Here is a 17570-nt window from a genome sequence, read left to right as displayed (position 1 = left end):
CCCGGGTTCTATCGGCTTTGGCCCATATGATTTTCGGAGTAATTCCATGATGTTAGTCGAAGAGACCACCGTGCCACTGTCGGCGCTTCCGGTCACTGAATTCAAAGACCATTTGCGCCTAGGATCGGGGTTTTCCGACGATGGAGTTCAAGATGCCGTACTGGAAAGCTATCTGCGCGCGGCCATGGCAGCGATCGAGGCCCGAACCGGCAAGATCCTGATTGAGCGCGAGTTCAGCTGGACCTTGACCGCGTGGCGCGATGCGCGCCGCCAGCCGCTGCCGGTGGCCCCGGTGAATGCAGTTGGCGCTGTGACGTTGGTGGATATGCAAGGGGCCGAGACGGTTGTTGATGCGGCTTCGTTGTATCTGGAACCTGATATGCAGCGCCCGAGTTTGCAGCCTGTGGAGACCTGTTTGCCGTCGCTGCCAGCAGGTGGATCTGTGCGCATTGGCATGTTGGCTGGCTTTGGCCCGGAGTGGAGCGATCTGCCCGCGGATCTGACACAGGCCGTTATACTCCTCGCTGCACATTTCTATGAATATCGTCACGATCTGTCGCGGTCGACGCCGGCCATGCCTGTGGGTGTGCTCGCATTAATTGAGAACTATCGCACGGTGCGCTTGTTTATGGGTGGCCGAGTATGAGCGCGCCGCAACTCAACCGCTCGTTGGTTCTTGAGGGGCCGGTGAAGCTCTCGGATGGCGCGGGTGGATATACCCGCAACTGGGAACCGTTGGGTGTTCTTTGGGCGGAACTGAAAGCGGGTGCAGGACGCGAAAAAGCCGAGACTGCCGCGACGCTGTCGCGGGTACCTTACCGTATTACCGTGCGGGCTGCGCCATATGGCGCACCGTCCCGTCCTGTTGCCGGTCAACGCTTTCGGGATGGCACACGCGTTTTTCAGATCTATGCCGTCGCTGAGAAGGGGCTTCGGGCCGCGTATCTTACCTGTCACGCAGAAGAGGAGTTGGCCCCATGAGTTATGGTGTCGCCGCCGCTCTTCAGACGGCCGTATTTTCGCGCCTGACCACTGATGGCGCCCTCGGCGCTTTGGTCGGGAATGATGTCTATGACGCCTTGCCAACGGGTGCATTACCACCGCTTTACGTGGTGCTGGGGGCCGAAGATGTCCGTGATGCCTCTGACAAGACCGGCGATGGAGCATGGCATCAGTTTACGATTTCTGTGGTCACCCAAAGCGCGGGTTTCGCCACCGCCAAGGCTGCAGCGGCGGCGGTGAGTGATGCGCTTGTTGATGCGCCGTTGGTGTTGGCCCGAGGCAGGCTCGTGTCCCTGAATTTCTACAAAGCGAAGGCGGCCCGTGTTGGCACGGGTGCAGTCCGCCAGATCAACCTTATTTTTCGTGCCCGCGTGGCGGATGACACGTAACCCAACCGATTGTTGAAGGAGTACGCCAGATGGCTGCACAAAATGGTAAGGACCTGTTGGTCAAAATCGACATGACCGGCGATGGTCTGTTTGAAACAGCAGCTGGATTGCGGGCGACGCGATTGAGCCTGAACGCAGAGACCGTCGATGTGACCAGCCTTGAAAGCACAGGTGGATGGCGCGAATTGCTGGGTGGTGCAGGCGTCAAGACGGCTGCAATTTCCGGATCCGGAGTGTTCAAGGATGAGGCGACGGACGAGCGCGCGCGCCAGATCTTTTTTGACGGGGAAACACCCGATTTCCAGGTGATCGTGCCGGGGTTTGGCACGCTGGAGGGGCCGTTTCAGATTACGTCGATTGAATATGCAGGGTCACACAACGGTGAGGCGACTTATGAGCTGTCGCTGGCCTCTGCTGGTGCGCTGACCTTTGTGGCGTTGATCTGATGGCAAACCCCTGGACCGGTGAGGTGGCGATTGTGATTGATGGCGTCAGCCATGATTGCAAGCTGACGCTGGGTGCCCTGGCAGAGCTTGAGACAGCTTTGGGCGAAGGCTCGCTCGTTGATCTGATCCGCCGGTTTGAGGGTGCCGCTTTCTCGGGGGCTGATGTGATGGCTGTTGTTGTTGCAGGTTTGCGCGGGGGCGGCTGGACCGGTACTGCGGCCGATCTGATGACAGCAGAGATTGCCGGCGGGCCCGTGGGTGCGGCCAAGGCTGCGGCTTTGATGCTCGCGCGCGCGTTTGCGGTACCGGAGTAGGTTTTGGACTGGGCGGGTCTGATGCGGGCTGGATTGCACCAACTGCGACTAACGCCAGAGGTCTTTTGGCGCCTGACCCCTGCGGAACTGCAGATCATGTTGGGTGCGACCGATGCAATGGCTCCAATGGGGCGTGCGCGTTTTGATGCGCTGCTGCACGACTTTCCAGATGACGTGAAGGACGAAGATGATGGATGACATTGACAAGATTGATGCACTCGAAAGCGACGTAGGTGCGCTGGAAAACGCTTTGGGCGATGCCTCGACGATGACGGCCGCATTTGAAGATCAACTCCGGAACGTGCAGGGATCCCTGGTAGAGACAACGCGTGATCTGGGCAATCTGGAACGCGGGTTCAGCCAAGGTTTGCGGACCGCGTTCGATGGTTTGGTGCTTGAGGGCCGTAGTCTGACGGACGTTTTGGGTGGTCTGGCCGAAAAGATGGTGAACACCGCCTATTCGGCGGCTGTAAACCCGGTGACCAATCACTTTGGGGGATTGCTTTCGGATGGTTTGAATTCGGCGGTATCCGGTTTGATGCCTTTTGCCGATGGTGGCACGTTTTCGCAAGGGCGCGTCATGCCCTTTGCGAAAGGTGGGATCGTCAGCAGCCCGACGCGGTTTCCGATGCGCGGCGGGACCGGCCTGATGGGTGAAGCGGGGCCGGAGGCAATTATGCCGTTGGCGCGTGGGGCGGATGGCCAATTGGGTGTTCGCGGCGGCGGCGGTGGGTCCATGACAGTCAATATGAACATCACAACCCCTGATGTTCAGGGATTTCAACGTAGTCGCGGACAGATAGCAGCGCAGATGACCCGCGCTCTCAGCCGCAGTGAACGCCATAGGTAGGAGCCAATATGACCTTTCATGATGTGAGATTCCCCGCCTCGTTGAGTTTTGGCGCGTTGGGTGGACCGGAGCGACGCACAGAAATCGTCACGCTCGCCAACGGGTTTGAGGAGCGCAACACCCCCTGGGCGCATGCACGCCGTCGTTATGACGCCGGCATGGGATTGCGCTCTCTCGATGATGTTGAGACTTTGATTGCGTTTTTTGAGGCCTGTCAGGGCCAATTGATTGGGTTTCGCTGGAAAGACTGGAGCGATTATCAGTCCTGTCGGCCCTCTTGCGCGGTTGCGGCCTCTGATCAGCTTATCGCGGTCGGCGATGAAACCACCGCAGCGTTCCAGCTTTGCAAGACCTATCGTTCTGGTCACGCGGTCTACACGCGGCCCATAGCCAAGCCCGTTGCAGGCTCGGTCAAGGTTGAGGTCGGAGGTGACGCGTTTCAACAGGGTGTCGACTATGAGGTCGACTATGAAACTGGCGTTCTGACGTTTGCCAGCGCACCTGATACCGGCGCTGAGGTGCGCGCCGGGTTTGAATTTGATGTACCAGTCCGCTTCGACACCGACGCCATCATGACGTCCGTATCCAGCTTTCAGGCGGGTGAAGTCCCGAATGTCCCTGTAGTGGAGATACGTCTATGACCCAGTCAGCATTGCTAGAGCACCTTGAAACCGGCACGACCCATGTTTGTCATTGTTGGGCCATCACCCGCCGGGATGGAAGGGTTATGGGGTTTACCGATCATGATCGCGCACTGACATTCGAGGGGCTGACGTTTACCCCCGAAAGCGGTCTGAGTGCGCGCGCAATGGCAAGTGCGACGGGGCTGTCGGTCGACAATACTGAGGCGATTGGTGCCTTGAGCGCCGACGCGATTACCGAGCCCGATATCCTTGCGGGGCGTTATGACGGGGCGGAGGTGCTGACTTGGCTGGTGTGCTGGGATGACGTTTCTGCAAGGCAGCTGCGTTTTCGTGGAACATTGGGTGAAATTACCCGCGAAGGCGGCGGTTTTCAGGCAGAGTTGCTGGGTCTGACAGAGGCGCTAAATCAGCCACAGGGCCGGTCTTATCTCAAGAAATGTAATGCGATACTTGGAGATCACCGGTGCCGGTTCGTGACAAATCACGCGTCATATTTGTTCGAGGGTGTTGTTGCCGCTCCGACAGATGGACAGCGTTTCTTATTGCGCGATGCTGATGCCTTTAACGCCGGTTGGTTTGAAAGCGGTCAACTTAAGATGTTGAGCGGGATCGCCGCTGGCCTTGAGGGGATTATCAAAGCTGACGCAGGTTTGGGCGCGGAACGGCAACTCGTACTGTGGGTGCCGATTGCTGCGTCAATTGAACCGGGGGACCGGTTTCAGGCAATTGCCGGATGTGACAAGAGCGCCGAAACCTGCCGCATGAAGTTTGACAACTTCCTGAACTTTCAAGGTTTTCCTGACATTCCTGGAGATGACTGGCTTGTCAGCGTTCCCCGTTCTGATCAGTCAAACGCAGGTGGGAGTCTCAGCCGTTGAGCAAGGATATGGTTGCATTCGCGCAGGGCTGGATCGGTACGCCCTACATGCATCAGGCGTCTGTAAAGGGTGTTGGATGTGATTGTCTCGGGCTTTTGCGTGGCATCTGGCGGGAGGCTTATGGCGCTGAGCCTGAGCAGATCCCTGCTTATACGGCCGATTGGTCAGAGCCGCAGGGGCGGGAAGTCCTTTTGGCAGCCGCCCTAAGGCACTTGCGACTGGTTGATACAGCGCCGCTGACCGCTGGGCAGGTTCTTTTGTTCCGTATGCGCAAGGGTGCGGTGGCCAAGCATTTAGGTGTGCTGGTGCTGGGCGACCCTTCACCCAGTTTCATCCATGCTTATTCGGGTCACGGCGTGGTGCAAAGCGCGCTATCCGCGCCGTGGCGCAGGCGCATCGCAGCACGTTTTTCTTTTGTAGAAGGATAGTTTCAAATGGCGACGATTGCACTCTCTGCCGCTGGCATGGCGCTGGGCGGATCAATTGGTGGGTCCGTATTGGGCTTATCGATGGCGACGATTGGGCGCGCCGCCGGTGCGGCGATCGGGCGTCGCATTGACCAACAACTGTTAGGGGCAGGGAGCGAAACGGTGGAGACTGGTCGCATTGACCGCTTTCGCGTCACGGGCGCCAATGAAGGCGCTGATATGCAGCAGGTGTATGGCCGGATGCGTGTCTCGGGGCAGGTGATCTGGGCGTCGCAGTTTAAGGAAAGCTCAAGCACATCAGGTGGCGGGAAAGGAAGCTCTTCAACACCCAAAACAACCTCCTACGCATATTCCGTCAGTCTGGCACTCGCATTGTGCGAGGGGACAATCAGCCGTGTCGGACGCGTCTGGGCCGATGGTGACGAAATCTCGCCAGACAGCCTCAACATGCGGGTCTATGCAGGAACAGACGATCAGCTACCGGATCCAAAGATTGCCGCAATCGAGGGGGCAGAGAATACGCCCGCCTATCGTGGCACCGCATATGTCGTGTTAGAGGACCTTGCGCTTGGTCAATTTGGCAACCGTATTCCGCAGCTGACGTTTGAGGTGATGCGCCTGGGACCGGCGGAAGGTAGCGAGTTGGCGCAAAAAATCACTGGCACTGCATTGATGACGGGAACCGGTGAATACGCGTTGGCAACGTCGCAGGTCTACATGTCACCCGCTTTTGGCAGTCAGCGCGCCGTCAACACCAACTCGCCCATCGGTGGCAGCGACTTTTCGGTTGCGTTGGACGCGATGCAGGGAGAGTTGCCGTCCTGCGGTTCGGTCATACTGCCGGTCGCATGGTTCGGCGATGACTTGCGGTGCGCGCAATGTAGCATACAGCCAAAGGTGACGCAGACCGATGCGGATGCAGGGGCCATGCCGTGGCGCGTCTCGAATATGCGGCGCAGTACCGCATCCACAGTGCCGCATTTGGATGGCACCGCGATTTACGACGGGACGCCCGCCGACGCGGCGGTCATCGAGGCCATCATTGATTTGCGCGCGCGTGGCCTAGACACGGTGTTCTATCCGATGATGTTGATGGAGCAGATCACGGGCAATACGCTTGTCAATCCGTGGACTGCTGTGCCGGGTCAGCCGGCACTGCCGTGGCGCGGTTGGGTCACAACATCGCGGGCACCGGGCGTTGATGGTGCACCTGACGGAACGGTTGTGGCAGAAACAGAAGTTGCGGCATTCCTTGGCGTGGCTGCGGCGACTGATTTTTCGGTGACCAACAGTGTGATCGGCTACAGTGGACCCGCTGAATGGGGTTATCGTCGCTTTGTTCTGCATTATGCACATTTGTGTGCCGCGGCTGGTGGTGTGCCGGCCTTCTGTCTCGGTTCAGAAATGGTTGGTATGACACAGGTTCGCGGGGCGGGCGGTGGCTTTCCCTTTGTTGACGCTTTGCGCGACTTGGCTGCAGATGTGCGTACGATCCTCGGCCCTGATTGCAAGATTAGCTATGCGGCTGATTGGACCGAGTATCATGGCTACCAACCCGCAGGCACGCAGGACAAGCTGTTTCATCTTGATCCGCTATGGGCTGATCCGAATATCGACTTTGTTGGTGTCGATAACTTCATGCCGTTGGCCGATTGGCGCAACAATGACGATCACTTGGATGCGCATGCAGGCTCTATTTACAACGCGGACTATTTGGCTGGGAATGTAGCTGGTGGCGAAGAATTTGACTGGTATTACACCACCCTGGATGCGCGCAGGGCGCAGCGCCGAACACCGATCACCGATCCAGATGGGGAACCGTGGATATGGCAGCACAAGGCCTTTGCAGACTGGTGGTCTCACCCCCATCATCAACGCATCGGCGGCGTGCGTGAGGCGACGGCAACTGACTGGGTGCCGCAAAGCAAGCCGATTTGGTTTACTGCCCTCGGCTGTCCCGCGATTGACAAAGGCGCAAACGAACCAGGCCGGGTGCTGTCGCCGAAATCAGATGATGCCGCACTGCCGCAATATTCCGATGGCAACCGCGATGACGTGATGCAGATGCAATATCTGTCGGCGATATTTGATCACTTCGCGAAGAGCGAGAACAACCCGATCTCAACGCAATATGGCGGACGCATGCTCTCCACCCAGCGGATGCATGTCTGGGGATGGGACGTGCGCCCATACCCGTTTTGGCCGGGCAACCGTGCGCTTTGGTCAGATGGCGCCGACTATGCGCTGGGGCATTGGTTGAACGGGCGCGCAACCAATAGGTCGTTGTCGTCTGTGGTGGCAGAAATCTGTCGGTGGTCGGGTGTTACGGACTATGATGTTTCAGCGCTTTTTGGTGTTGTGCGGGGATACACGGTCAGTGATGCGGGCACTGGACGGGCCGCTTTGCAGCCCTTGATGCTAGCCTATGGCTTTGACGCGATCGAGCGTGGTGGCGTCTTGGTTTTCCGGGGCCGCGACGGTGCTATTGATCGCTGCCTGTCCGACGACACGTTGGCCATGAACCCTGAAAGCGATCAATCTCTGTCGCTGACGCGCGCTGCCGCTGCTGAGATCACTGGCCGTGTGCAGCTTTCCCATTTGCATGCTGATCGTGATTATGATGCCGTAGCGGCCGAGGTCGCATTGCCCGACGATGTCAGTTTTGCCACTACGCGTAGCGAAGTGCCTTTGGTGCTGACCCGTGGTGAAGGGGAAACGACCGTGTCACGGTGGCTACAAGAAGCACGGATCGGCAGAGATAGCGCAAGCTTTGCCCTGCCGCCGTCCTTAATGGATGTCGGTGCGGGGGATGTGGTTTGCCTTGATACGACGAAACACAAAGGCACCTACCGCATTGACCGTGTGGAAGAGGCTGGTTTGCGCTTGATTGATGCGACCCGCATCGAACCGGAAGTGTATCGGCAACAGGTCACACCCGAAGAAGATGCGGTGTTACAGCCTTTTGTCGGGCCAGTTCCGGCTGAGTTGGTCTTTCTGGATTTGCCGCTGCTGACCGGTGATGAACAGCCACATTCACCCTACGTCGCGGTATCTGGGCAGCCTTGGCCTGGCAGCATCGCAATCTACGGGGCGCCGCAAGACAGCGACTATGCGCTGCACCAAGTTGTGGCAGAGGCCGCAACGCTTGGCGTCACGCAAACACCGCTATTGCGCGGTCCGGTTGGTATTTGGGATAGGCAGGCTGCGCTCGACGTTGGGCTGATTAACAGGACGTTAAGTGCCGCGTCAACAGAGGCGCTTTTGGCCGGTGCAAACACAATTGCGATCGGAAGCGGCACTGCGGATGATTGGGAAATATTGCAGTTCCAGAGCGCTGTTCCATTTGAAGAGCGTGGGTTTGCTTTGTCTGGCTTCTTGCGTGGGCAGGCGGGCACCTATGGGCTGATGCCGGATGTTTGGCCTGCCGGCTCTCATGTTGTGTTGATGAATGCTGTGCCGACACAGATTGAGTTGCCTGCCGCGTCACGTGGAAATCAGCGCCATTTCCGTTTTGGACCTGCAAAACAGCCCATTACTGACCCGAGTTATCGGTATGAGACGCGTGTCTTTCAGGGCAATGGCCTCCGGCCTTACCCGGTGGTGCATCTTCAATCGCAAGGCGTTGGAGCGGGCACCGCTGTGTCATGGATCAGGTCGACCCGGATTGATGGCGGGATCTGGGCTGATGGTGATGTCCCTTTGGGTGAAGACAGCGAGGCCTATGTTCTGCGGATCCGGCAGGGTGACATCGTGCGACGTGAAGTGACGCTGACCAGCCCAAATTGGATTTATACCACGGCGGATCGGACCTCTGATGTGGGGAACGGACCTTTTGTACTAGAGGTTGCGCAACTGTCTGATCGTTTTGGGGCGGGGCCCTTTGCCGGGTTGCAATTCTAACAATGCGTCCGGTGAATTTGGCCGATATCGAAGCGGCGATGCGTGTGCTGCTGGCCGCAGCGCCAGCCGCGCGTGCAGGTGTTATGGCCGCTCTGATTGCGCAGGCAGAGACTGCCGACCGGTTCCGCACAAGCACTGGAAAACGGCATGTTGCGTTTGGATGCGGATCACTTTTGTCTGCGGCGGCAAGCTATCGCCAAGCGGCGCGACCGGCACAGATCGACGCTGACGCCCTTTGTGCATTGGCGATCGTGATCGATGGGTTGGCGCGGGTATGCACGGATCAAGAACTGTGAACTGCCCCATCACAGCTTTGTTCTTGGCTTGGCATACCTATCTGATCTACAGATAAGACCAAACTAAGCGAGGCACAGCCGATGGCACATCCACAACCAAACCTGATGGAACTTGACCCAGTTTGGCATCGCATCTGCGAAGAGGCCGAAACGGCCATTGCAGAAGAACCTCTCATGGGGGGGCTTATCCATGCGGGTGTATTGCATCACAAGTCCTTTGAGGGCGCGCTCGCATACCGAATTTCAATGAAACTATCTTCGCCCGAAATGTCCGAACAGATTTTGCGTGAAATTGCAGATGAAGCCTACGTTCGGGCACCGGAATTGGTCACGGCTGCCCGCGCGGACATCGTGGCAACCTACGACCGTGATCCTGCCTGCCATCGTTTCATGAAGCCCTTGTTGTTTTTCAAGGGCTTTCAGGCAGTACAGGCGTATCGGTTGGGTCATTGGCTGTATCAGCAGGATCGCAAGGATTTGGCGTCGTTCATTCAGATGCGCACAAGCGAGATGTTTGGCGTTGATATCCACCCCGCGGCCAAGATCGGGCAGGGGATCATGATTGATCACGCCCACTCTATCGTTGTGGGTGAAACGGCTGTTGTTGGCGACAATGTTTCGATGCTGCACTCGGTCACATTGGGCGGGACGGGTAAAGAAGATGACGACCGGCACCCCAAGATCGGTGATGGCGTCTTGATCGGAGCTGGCGCGCATGTGCTTGGCAATATCAAGATCGGCCATTGCAGCCGGATTGCAGCCGGATCAGTGGTGCTGCAAGAGGTGCCGCCGATGAAAACCGTCGCAGGCGTGCCCGCCAAGATTGTAGGCGAGGCTGGGTGTTCGCAGCCGTCGATGACCATGGATCAGATCCTGAAAACAGTGATGTAAAACGCAAAACGCCGGTCCATTGGACCGGCGTTTTCTTTTATGTTCAGTGACTTACGCCAGCATTGTCATCGGGTTCTCAAGATTATCCTTGATGGCGTTCAGCAGGTTCGCACCCAAGGCCCCGTCAATCACACGGTGATCGACCGACAATGTGGTCGACATCACGGTGCCCACGGTCAATTCGCCATCAGCCCCCACAATCGGCTTTTTCGCACCAGCACCCACCGCAAGGATCGCAGCATGTGGCGGGTTGATGATCGCATCGAAGTTATCAATGCCAAACATACCCAGGTTCGAGATTGCAAAGCTGCCGCCCACATATTCATGCGGGGCCAGTTTGCGGTCGCGCGCGCGGGTGGCGAGGTCTTTCATTTCGGCTGAAAGGGCAGAGAGCGATTTCATCTCGGCATCTTTCAGGACCGGCGTGAACAGGCCACCTTCGATGGCCACAGCAACGGCAACGTCGGATTTTTCGAACTTCAGGGTGCGATCCCCGGCCCAAACGGCGTTGGCTTCCGGTTCTTGTTGCAGGGCCAAGGCGCAGGCCTTGATTATGAAGTCATTAACCGACAGCTTCACGCCGCGTGGCTCTAGCTGCTTGTTCAACTGGCTGCGGAACTTCAAGAGCGCATCCAGCTGAATATCGCGGCGCAGGTAGAAATGCGGCACGGACTGCTTGGCCTCTGTCAGGCGGGCGGCAATCGTTTTGCGCATCCCGTCCAGCTTGACCTCTTCAAATGGGCGATCGGCATAGGTCTTGAGCACCATATCTGTGTCAGGACCGGCAGCCATGGTTGCAGCAGGCGCATCAGCCTTGGCCGCAGGTGCGGCCGCTTTTGGCGCAGCAGTTGCATTTTCAACATCTGCTTTCACGATCCGGCCATGCGGGCCAGAGCCTGCGATGGTTGTCAGATCAAGGCCTTTGTCAGCCGCAATCCGGCGCGCTAAAGGTGTGGCAAAGATGCGCTGGCCGTCTTTGGCAGGGGCTGCTGGGGCAGGGGCCGCAGCAGTGGCTGGTGCAGCAGCGGGTGCTTCTGCGGCGGCAGCAGGTGCCGTTGCGGGGGCCGATACATCACCGATATCATCAGCACTTTCGCCATCTTCCAGCAGCACGGCGATTACATCGTTGACCTTCACACCTTCGGTGCCTTCCGGCACGATAATCTTGCCCATCACACCTTCGTCGACGGCCTCAAATTCCATCGTGGCTTTGTCGGTCTCGATCTCAGCCATGATATCGCCAGAGGATACGGTATCACCCTCTTTGACGTGCCATTTGGCAAGCGTGCCTTCTTCCATTGTCGGTGACAGGGCGGGCATCAGGATTTCTGTTGGCATGGCTCTGGCTCCTTAACGGTAGGTCACTTTTTTGCATGCATCGACGACTTCGTCGGATGTCAGCAAAGCGTGTTTTTCAAGGTTGGCGGCATAAGGCATCGGCACATCTTTCCCTGTGCAGGTAATGACCGGTGCATCGAGGTAGTCAAACGCCTCTTGCATGATCACACCGCTGATATAGCCGCCGACGCTGCCCTGCGGCCAGCCTTCTTCGACGGTCACGCAGCGGTTGGTCTTGCGGACGGAGGCGAGGATCGTTGCCGTATCCATTGGACGCAAGGACCGCAGGTTGATCACCTCGGCATTGATGCCATCGGCGGCCAGCTTTTCAGCGGCTTCCAATGCATATGTCATCCCGATGCCAAAGCTGACGATGGTCACATCATCGCCCGCGCGTTCAATCTTGGCCTTCCCGAATGGAATGGTGAAATCATCCATCACAGGCACATCGAACGATTTGCCGTAAAGGATTTCATTCTCAAGGAAGATCACCGGGTTAGGGTCGCGGATCGCGGTCTTCATCAGACCTTTGGCATCCGCCGCCGAATACGGCATCACAACCTTCAGGCCGGGGATTTGCATGTACCATGCAGCATAGTCCTGAGAGTGTTGCGCACCAACACGGGCAGCCGCACCATTGGGACCACGGAACACCATTGGTGCACCCATCTGGCCGCCAGACATATAGAGCGTCTTTGCCGCAGAGTTGATAATATGATCAATGGCTTGCATAGCGAAGTTAAATGTCATGAATTCGACGATCGGCTTTAATCCACCAAAGGCAGCACCCACGCCGATACCGGCAAAACCATGCTCTGTAATGGGCGTATCAATCACACGCTTAGCGCCAAACTCATCCAGCAGACCTTGGGAAATCTTATAAGCACCTTGGTACTCGGCCACTTCCTCACCCATGAGGAAGACATCCTCATCGCGGCGCATCTCTTCGGCCATGGCATCGCGCAGTGCTTCACGCACGGTGGTTTGCTTGACCTCAACATCGGCGTCCCAATCGGGGGTCGCATCTGCAACCAGTGCAGCAGGGGCTGCGGCGGCAGGTGCGGCTGCGGGGGCAGGTGCCTCAGCCGCGGGTGCGGCGGCAGCAGCTGAGGCAGCACCGGCGGCAGGTACGTCTTCACCCTCTTCAACAAGGATCGCGATGACCTCATTCACCTTCACACCTTCGGTGCCTTCGGCGATGACAATCTTGCCAACGATCCCTTCATCGACGGCTTCAAACTCCATCGTGGCTTTGTCGGTTTCAATCTCGGCCATGATGTCGCCGGATGAAACAGTGTCACCCTCTTTGACAAGCCATTTGGCCAATGTGCCTTCTTCCATGGTGGGCGAGAGGGCGGGCATAAGAATTTCGGTTGCCATGGTCTTCAGGCCTCCACGTCTGCGTAAATATCTGTCCAAAGCTCGTCCAGAGCAGGCTCTGGGCTTTCTTTCGAAAACTCAGCCGCCTCGTTCACAATCGCTTTGATTTCTTTGTCGATGGCCTTGAGGTCATCATCACTGGCGTGTTTGCCGGTCAGCAGCATATCGCGGATCTGCTCAATCGGGTCACGCTCATCGCGCATCTTCTGCACTTCCTCACGGGTCCGGTATTTCGCCGGATCGGACATAGAGTGACCACGGTAGCGGTATGTTTTCACTTCCAGAATGTACGGGCCTTTGCCGGCGCGGCAGTGGGCCACCGCACGCTCGCCCGCCTCTTTCACGGCCAGAACGGACATGCCGTCCACTTCTTCACCGGGAATGCCGTAGGCCGCACCGCGTTCCCAAAGTGATGGAGATTTAGTGGAGCGCTGCACCGACGTGCCCATCGCATATTGGTTGTTCTCGATCACGAAAACGACCGGCAGGTCCCAAAGCTCGGCCATGTTATAGGTCTCGTAAACCTGACCCTGGTTCGCAGCACCATCACCAAAATAGGTAAAGGTCACGCGGCCATTGCCTTTGTACTTGTCGGCAAAGGCGAGACCCGCACCCAATGGCACCTGCGCAGCAACAATGCCATGGCCGCCATAGAAATGCTTCTCTTTCGAGAACATATGCATTGAGCCGCCTTTGCCTTTGGAAAAGCCACCTTCGCGGCCCGTCAACTCGGCCATGATCCCCTTTGGGTCCATGCCACAGGCCAGCATATGGCCGTGGTCGCGGTAGGATGTGACGCGCTTGTCACCTTCTTCGGCGGCGGCCTCCAAGCCTACAACAACCGCCTCTTGTCCGATATAAAGGTGGCAGAAACCGCCGATCAGACCCATGCCATATAGCTGGCCTGCCTTTTCCTCAAATCTGCGGATAAGCAGCATTTCACGGTAATGTCCCAGCAATTCTTCTGCAGAGACATTGGATTTCGCGGCGGCCTTTTTGGGCGGCATGTGGATTCCTCCGGCGTGGTTCCAAGTAGTTTAGTATTAAACTATCTTTTAGAGCATGCGCAGAAAAATTGCGAGTGTCAAAGTGACCTACCGTCAAGCGCCACTGGAATAGCCGCGTTGCGTCACGTGAATAACTCAATAGGGGTTAGCGAATGACGATTTCGTCCGCACGGATCATGCCCAGGACGTCGCGTGCTTGCTGATCCAACAGGTCCAAATCAAGGAAGTTGTCCGACAGGCGTGTCGTCAGATTTTCCATTCGCGCCACGTCGTCTTGCAACGCTGCCAACTCTGTTGCCAGCGCATAGCCTTCGGCCTTCACCTCGATCCGTTTGAACAGGCCATAGTCACCCTGCACCGCAGCAAACGTGAAATAGAGCCCGAGCATGATCATGCCAAGGAAGTAGAACAATGCGCCAAGTTGTGGAGTGCTGCGTCGGATCATCGGTTTGCCTCAAACGTCACCTCTTTCGGGGACCTCCAGCAGAATCGCATATCTGATTCGCAAAGGGAATCCCCTAAATGCCAAAAATCGCAGAGAATTGGCCTTTATTGCTGGGTTCTGGCTAGGTTGTGATTTCACCGCGCTGAATGGATCGTTGAACAGTGCGGGCGCGACGCAAGCGATGGCGCCGCGAATAGACAAAGCGGCAAAACCGCGCCGCCAAAAATGTCGTGAGTCCGGCGTCCAAAACAATTCTGTCGCGCCAAAGGCAACCGCCTTCGGTGGGTTGAACGCTGAGGTTGTGGTCCCACCGCTTGATCGACGGATTATGTTCGCGGCTTTGAATGATCCGTGCTGTGCTGTCTAACCGTTCGACGTACATGCAATGCCCCCGGGTCTTGAACAGCTTGAACATCGTCACATCAACCGACAAGCGATCACCTTGCCGCACTGACCGATCAGGAAGGCCGTCATAGATCGCGATGCCTGCCATCGCCTTCTGCATCTCTGAAAAATCAAGTGCCCCCGCGAAAACGCTATCGGCGTCCGCGTCATACGTCGCATCGACGGTAATCGTATAGATCATATCGCGGGGACCTTCAGGGCAAGTTAAATCCCTGTTGAGTTATGCCTTGCCGCGATAAATCTCAACCAACTTGCCCAACATATCCAATGCGTCGCCACGTTCCCGCTGGAACGAATTGCGCCCGATGATCGACCCGTTACCGCCGCCGTCGCGGATCGCGCGGGCATCGTCATAAACCGCGTCGGCACCCTTTGCGGCACCACCGGAGAACACCATCAAACGCCGGCCATCAAAGGCCGACTGCACGCAGTGGCGCACGCGGGACGCCTGTGTCGCAACGTCGATCTTTTCGGCTTCATAGACTTTCTTGGCTTCCGGCAGACTCAGGTGATCGGTGCTGAGCTTGATTTTGATGATATGCGCACCGAGCAACGCCGCGATCTGTGCGGCATAGGCCCCGATATCAATGGCGGTTTCACCGTCTTTGTCCAATGCTTCACCGCGCGGATAAGACCAGATCACCGTTGCGATGCCTTTGGCAGCAGCCTCGCGGCGCATCTCAGCGATATCGCCAAACATATTCAACGCAGCTGATGATCCGGGGTAGACGGTAAAGCCGATCGCAGAACATCCAAGGCGCAGCGCGTCATCAACAGACGCGGTGATCGCCTGCGTTTTTGGGGCTTCATTCGGGATCAGAGAGTTGGCTGAATTTACTTTCAGGATCGTGGGAATTTGCCCTGCAAAGGTATCCGCGCCTGCCTCAAGCATTCCCAAAGGTGCCGCGTAAGCGTTCAGCCCAGCATCAATCGCCAGTTGGTAATGATAGTGGGGGTCATAACCTCCGGGGTTGGGCGCAAAGGACCGTGCCGGTCCATGTTCAAATCCTTGGTCCACAGGCAGGATGATCATCTTGCCGGTGCCGCCAAGCTTACCATTCATCAGGATACCAGCCAGTTTGGCCTTTACGCCCGGTGTTTCACCTTCGTAGTTGGCAAGGATTTTCTGAACGGTTCTGGTGGTTTTCATCACTGGCCCCTTTGGCATCGCTAAGTGTTTCCAGCAGCGATAGGGTGGGTTGTCCCCGGTTGCAAATATGTTAGCGCAACCGGAGGCAATGTTATCGCAAACAGCGTCTGTTTAGTTCTGCGTCAGATAGATCGCTGGTAGGTCTGTATTGATCCAGTCGGTGATGGCGCGTTGCTGCATCTCAGCCGCGATACCATTCCACGCCTGTGCAACGTCTGGGCCGCGGGCACCAAACCGCGCTTCTATTTCTTCGCGCAGAGACGTTGCTGCTATGTCGCCAGCCGCTTCTGCCAGCAGCGCGTAATAATAGGCACGTGCATAGGATCGGGCCTCGCCCGCTCCGGTAAAGTAGGCAAGAGACAGGCTGCGCAAGTCTCGTGGGTCATCACCGGTCACCTTGCTGATCGGCGCTGCTGCATTGGTTTGGGTCAGGTATGCGTCCTGTGCCGCAAGAACCGCTTGCGTCGTCATTCGCGCCTCAAGCCGGTCAAGTTGCGCGACAGCATTTGGAATATCGCCAGCAGCGGCGATCAGCGCATAACCATAGGCAGCAGGGATGTCACTGTCTTGCGTGGCTTTCGCAAGCAAGCCGGCGGCTGGACCGGAGACGCTTGGATCATCCAACAATGGCAAGAGCAGTTCAGGCACAAGAGCCCCACTGCGGGGTACCCCGTTCCCCTCTAAAAGCGCTGTCGCAAAGCTGAGGCGCGCATCATTCGACAGTGCATCCGGGGTTTGTAGTGCTGCCAAATCCGCAACGCTCAGGATTTGTGTGCGTGCAAGAGGCGTGCTGCGCGCTTGTAGTCCCAGTGCAGAGATCAAAAGCTGGGGTGCATCATACATATCGGGCTCAATCACGATTCCGCTTGGGGGCAAATCGGCTTGCAATGTTATTTCGCCGGGATCGGTCACAAAGGCTTCGACCTCGCCCATCAGATCGCCGACGAAGTTGCGCTCGACCGCGCCCAAGGGCCGCAGCCCCCCTTCGCTCAAAAACTGCGAAACGGCTTCAGTGCCAAGTTCACGTATCGTGACAGGATCACGGAGGTTTTCGGGCAATACCTGAGAAATCGCCTCCCATCCGCCATCATCTTTCAACGCGGCAACAGCGCGACTGACCCGCACTGCCGGGTCGCCGGGATAGCCGGATGCGCTGAGGCGGGGCAGGATCGTGCCGCTGGCTGAATAGTCCAGCACGCCAAAGCCGTTGATGGCGATGGTGCTGTCGATTGCGGTTTCCCCGGTTGTATAGGCATAGCTGGCCCGTACTTTGAACTGGTCCAGCGGCAGGTCCCGATAGCCGGCTGTTCGTAAGGCAAGGGCAATGTCGCGTTCAACACATGCAAGGCTTGCACGTGCGCCAATCAGGTTCAGGTTCAGCTCTGCCGCTGTTTGAAACGGGCTGGCAAAATCGCTCGACAACGTCGCGCGTTCGATTGTGATCTCACACTGGCGGGCTTGGTCGTAAGGCAGCAGGGGACGGGCGACAATACCCGAGATCGACACAATGCCCCGCAGCGGGTCAGCTGTGAGATGGTCATACTGAAGCTCCATACGCGTCCGCAGGGCCGAGATCGCGCTGTTGGCTACGGCCGCTGCGATGCGGTCAGGGCTAAAGAACTCTGCCAATGTTGCTTGTGGATCGCGGTCTTGGGCGTGCAACGGGGCCGCGACGAGCAGGGCAAGGGCAGTTGTGGCGGATGTTTTGGCAATCTGTTTCATGGTTCACTCCTTATGTATTTGAACGATGTACATGAACATTGTTCAATAATCAAGTATGGAAAATACTGACCCTACGTCAGCCATT

At 57.3% G+C, this 17570-nt stretch carries 20 protein-coding genes; 13 read left to right on the top strand and 7 right to left on the bottom strand.

The window, feature by feature from the left end; genetic code table 11:
* Positions 1-46: 46 nt before the first annotated feature.
* The 13 genes from ACZ1G5_RS01330 to cysE all read left to right on the top strand — a co-directional run bounded on the left by ACZ1G5_RS01330 (position 47) and on the right by cysE (position 10038).
* Complete coding sequence (locus ACZ1G5_RS01330) at positions 47-646, top strand: head-tail connector protein (RefSeq protein ID WP_472731144.1); 600 nt, start codon at positions 47-49, stop codon at positions 644-646.
* The gene (locus tag ACZ1G5_RS01325) at positions 643-981 is read left to right on the top strand and encodes a head-tail adaptor protein (RefSeq protein WP_472731143.1); all 339 of its coding nucleotides are present in this window, start codon (positions 643-645) and stop codon (positions 979-981) included. Before ACZ1G5_RS01330 ends, ACZ1G5_RS01325 begins: the two co-directional genes overlap by 4 nt.
* Positions 978-1391: a DUF3168 domain-containing protein gene (locus ACZ1G5_RS01320; RefSeq protein ID WP_472731142.1), complete on the top strand. Its 414-nt coding sequence runs from the start codon at positions 978-980 to the stop codon at positions 1389-1391. Before ACZ1G5_RS01325 ends, ACZ1G5_RS01320 begins: the two co-directional genes overlap by 4 nt.
* 29 nt (positions 1392-1420) lie before the next feature.
* Positions 1421-1837, top strand: coding sequence for a phage major tail protein, TP901-1 family (locus ACZ1G5_RS01315; protein ID WP_472731141.1), 417 nt, complete (start codon positions 1421-1423; stop codon positions 1835-1837).
* Positions 1837-2151, top strand: a complete 315-nt coding sequence (locus ACZ1G5_RS01310; RefSeq protein WP_472731140.1) for a gene transfer agent family protein — start codon at positions 1837-1839, stop codon at positions 2149-2151. Before ACZ1G5_RS01315 ends, ACZ1G5_RS01310 begins: the two co-directional genes overlap by 1 nt.
* Positions 2152-2154: 3 nt before the next feature.
* Complete coding sequence (locus ACZ1G5_RS01305) at positions 2155-2349, top strand: rcc01693 family protein (protein WP_472731139.1); 195 nt, start codon at positions 2155-2157, stop codon at positions 2347-2349.
* A complete protein-coding gene (locus ACZ1G5_RS01300) occupies positions 2342-3001 on the top strand; it encodes a phage tail tape measure protein (RefSeq protein WP_472731138.1) in 660 nt (219 codons plus the stop codon). The genes ACZ1G5_RS01305 and ACZ1G5_RS01300 overlap by 8 nt, the downstream gene beginning before the upstream one ends.
* An 8-nt stretch (positions 3002-3009) precedes the next feature.
* Entirely contained in the window at positions 3010-3642 is a 633-nt protein-coding gene (locus ACZ1G5_RS01295; RefSeq protein ID WP_472731137.1) for a phage distal tail protein, Rcc01695 family, read from the top strand.
* Positions 3639-4523, top strand: a complete 885-nt coding sequence (locus tag ACZ1G5_RS01290) for a DUF2163 domain-containing protein (RefSeq protein WP_472731136.1) — start codon at positions 3639-3641, stop codon at positions 4521-4523. Before ACZ1G5_RS01295 ends, ACZ1G5_RS01290 begins: the two co-directional genes overlap by 4 nt.
* Before the next feature lie 8 nt (positions 4524-4531).
* Positions 4532-4951, top strand: a complete 420-nt coding sequence (locus ACZ1G5_RS01285) for a C40 family peptidase (protein WP_472734246.1) — start codon at positions 4532-4534, stop codon at positions 4949-4951.
* 6 nt (positions 4952-4957) lie between these two features.
* On the top strand, positions 4958-8851 hold the full coding sequence (locus tag ACZ1G5_RS01280; protein ID WP_472731135.1) for a baseplate multidomain protein megatron: 3894 nt from the start codon (positions 4958-4960) through the stop codon (positions 8849-8851).
* Positions 8852-8853: 2 nt separating this feature from the next.
* On the top strand, positions 8854-9147 hold the full coding sequence (locus ACZ1G5_RS01275; protein WP_472731134.1) for a DUF7742 family protein: 294 nt from the start codon (positions 8854-8856) through the stop codon (positions 9145-9147).
* Positions 9148-9228: 81 nt separating this feature from the next.
* A complete protein-coding gene (gene cysE, locus ACZ1G5_RS01270) occupies positions 9229-10038 on the top strand; it encodes a serine O-acetyltransferase (RefSeq protein WP_472731133.1) in 810 nt (269 codons plus the stop codon).
* Between the two features lie 51 nt (positions 10039-10089).
* Here cysE and ACZ1G5_RS01265 read toward each other — a convergent pair whose 3' ends face one another.
* From ACZ1G5_RS01265 to ACZ1G5_RS01235, 7 genes are all read right to left on the bottom strand, one after another.
* Positions 10090-11376 carry a pyruvate dehydrogenase complex dihydrolipoamide acetyltransferase gene (locus ACZ1G5_RS01265; RefSeq protein ID WP_472731132.1) on the bottom strand — a complete coding sequence of 429 codons (1287 nt, stop codon included), beginning with the start codon at positions 11374-11376 and terminating at the stop codon, positions 10090-10092.
* 12 nt (positions 11377-11388) lie between these two features.
* Positions 11389-12756 (bottom strand): pyruvate dehydrogenase complex E1 component subunit beta, encoded by a 1368-nt coding sequence (locus tag ACZ1G5_RS01260; protein ID WP_472731131.1) that lies wholly within the window; start codon positions 12754-12756, stop codon positions 11389-11391.
* Between the two features lie 5 nt (positions 12757-12761).
* Positions 12762-13763: a pyruvate dehydrogenase (acetyl-transferring) E1 component subunit alpha gene (pdhA, locus tag ACZ1G5_RS01255; protein WP_472731130.1), complete on the bottom strand. Its 1002-nt coding sequence runs from the start codon at positions 13761-13763 to the stop codon at positions 12762-12764.
* 145 nt (positions 13764-13908) lie between these two features.
* Positions 13909-14208, bottom strand: a complete 300-nt coding sequence (locus ACZ1G5_RS01250) for an FtsB family cell division protein (RefSeq protein WP_472731129.1) — start codon at positions 14206-14208, stop codon at positions 13909-13911.
* Between the two features lie 121 nt (positions 14209-14329).
* Positions 14330-14794 (bottom strand): hypothetical protein, encoded by a 465-nt coding sequence (locus ACZ1G5_RS01245; protein ID WP_472731128.1) that lies wholly within the window; start codon positions 14792-14794, stop codon positions 14330-14332.
* Between the two features lie 39 nt (positions 14795-14833).
* Positions 14834-15763 (bottom strand): class I fructose-bisphosphate aldolase, encoded by a 930-nt coding sequence (locus ACZ1G5_RS01240; RefSeq protein ID WP_472731127.1) that lies wholly within the window; start codon positions 15761-15763, stop codon positions 14834-14836.
* A gap of 111 nt (positions 15764-15874) precedes the next feature.
* Positions 15875-17485 carry a hypothetical protein gene (locus ACZ1G5_RS01235; protein WP_472731126.1) on the bottom strand — a complete coding sequence of 537 codons (1611 nt, stop codon included), beginning with the start codon at positions 17483-17485 and terminating at the stop codon, positions 15875-15877.
* Positions 17486-17570 lie beyond the last annotated feature (85 nt).

It is taken from the genome of Yoonia sp. JB2-21 (assembly GCF_055693545.1).
Note: the sequence above shows the minus strand (reverse complement) of the source record. Positions and strands in the feature narration are given on the sequence as shown.

Coding starts and splice junctions, on each gene's coding strand:
- ACZ1G5_RS01280 (WP_472731135.1), top strand. CDS start 4,958: ATGGCGACGATTGCACTCTCTGCCGCTGGCATGGCGCTGGGCGGATCA.
- ACZ1G5_RS01240 (WP_472731127.1), bottom strand. CDS start 15,763: ATGAAAACCACCAGAACCGTTCAGAAAATCCTTGCCAACTACGAAGGT.
- ACZ1G5_RS01245 (WP_472731128.1), bottom strand. CDS start 14,794: ATGATCTATACGATTACCGTCGATGCGACGTATGACGCGGACGCCGAT.
- ACZ1G5_RS01235 (WP_472731126.1), bottom strand. CDS start 17,485: ATGAAACAGATTGCCAAAACATCCGCCACAACTGCCCTTGCCCTGCTC.
- ACZ1G5_RS01260 (WP_472731131.1), bottom strand. CDS start 12,756: ATGGCAACCGAAATTCTTATGCCCGCCCTCTCGCCCACCATGGAAGAA.
- ACZ1G5_RS01330 (WP_472731144.1), top strand. CDS start 47: ATGATGTTAGTCGAAGAGACCACCGTGCCACTGTCGGCGCTTCCGGTC.
- ACZ1G5_RS01325 (WP_472731143.1), top strand. CDS start 643: ATGAGCGCGCCGCAACTCAACCGCTCGTTGGTTCTTGAGGGGCCGGTG.
- ACZ1G5_RS01265 (WP_472731132.1), bottom strand. CDS start 11,376: ATGCCAACAGAAATCCTGATGCCCGCCCTGTCACCGACAATGGAAGAA.
- ACZ1G5_RS01320 (WP_472731142.1), top strand. CDS start 978: ATGAGTTATGGTGTCGCCGCCGCTCTTCAGACGGCCGTATTTTCGCGC.
- ACZ1G5_RS01295 (WP_472731137.1), top strand. CDS start 3,010: ATGACCTTTCATGATGTGAGATTCCCCGCCTCGTTGAGTTTTGGCGCG.
- ACZ1G5_RS01315 (WP_472731141.1), top strand. CDS start 1,421: ATGGCTGCACAAAATGGTAAGGACCTGTTGGTCAAAATCGACATGACC.
- ACZ1G5_RS01250 (WP_472731129.1), bottom strand. CDS start 14,208: ATGATCCGACGCAGCACTCCACAACTTGGCGCATTGTTCTACTTCCTT.
- ACZ1G5_RS01275 (WP_472731134.1), top strand. CDS start 8,854: ATGCGTCCGGTGAATTTGGCCGATATCGAAGCGGCGATGCGTGTGCTG.
- ACZ1G5_RS01290 (WP_472731136.1), top strand. CDS start 3,639: ATGACCCAGTCAGCATTGCTAGAGCACCTTGAAACCGGCACGACCCAT.
- ACZ1G5_RS01285 (WP_472734246.1), top strand. CDS start 4,532: ATGGTTGCATTCGCGCAGGGCTGGATCGGTACGCCCTACATGCATCAG.
- cysE (WP_472731133.1), top strand. CDS start 9,229: ATGGCACATCCACAACCAAACCTGATGGAACTTGACCCAGTTTGGCAT.
- ACZ1G5_RS01300 (WP_472731138.1), top strand. CDS start 2,342: ATGGATGACATTGACAAGATTGATGCACTCGAAAGCGACGTAGGTGCG.
- ACZ1G5_RS01310 (WP_472731140.1), top strand. CDS start 1,837: ATGGCAAACCCCTGGACCGGTGAGGTGGCGATTGTGATTGATGGCGTC.
- pdhA (WP_472731130.1), bottom strand. CDS start 13,763: ATGCCGCCCAAAAAGGCCGCCGCGAAATCCAATGTCTCTGCAGAAGAA.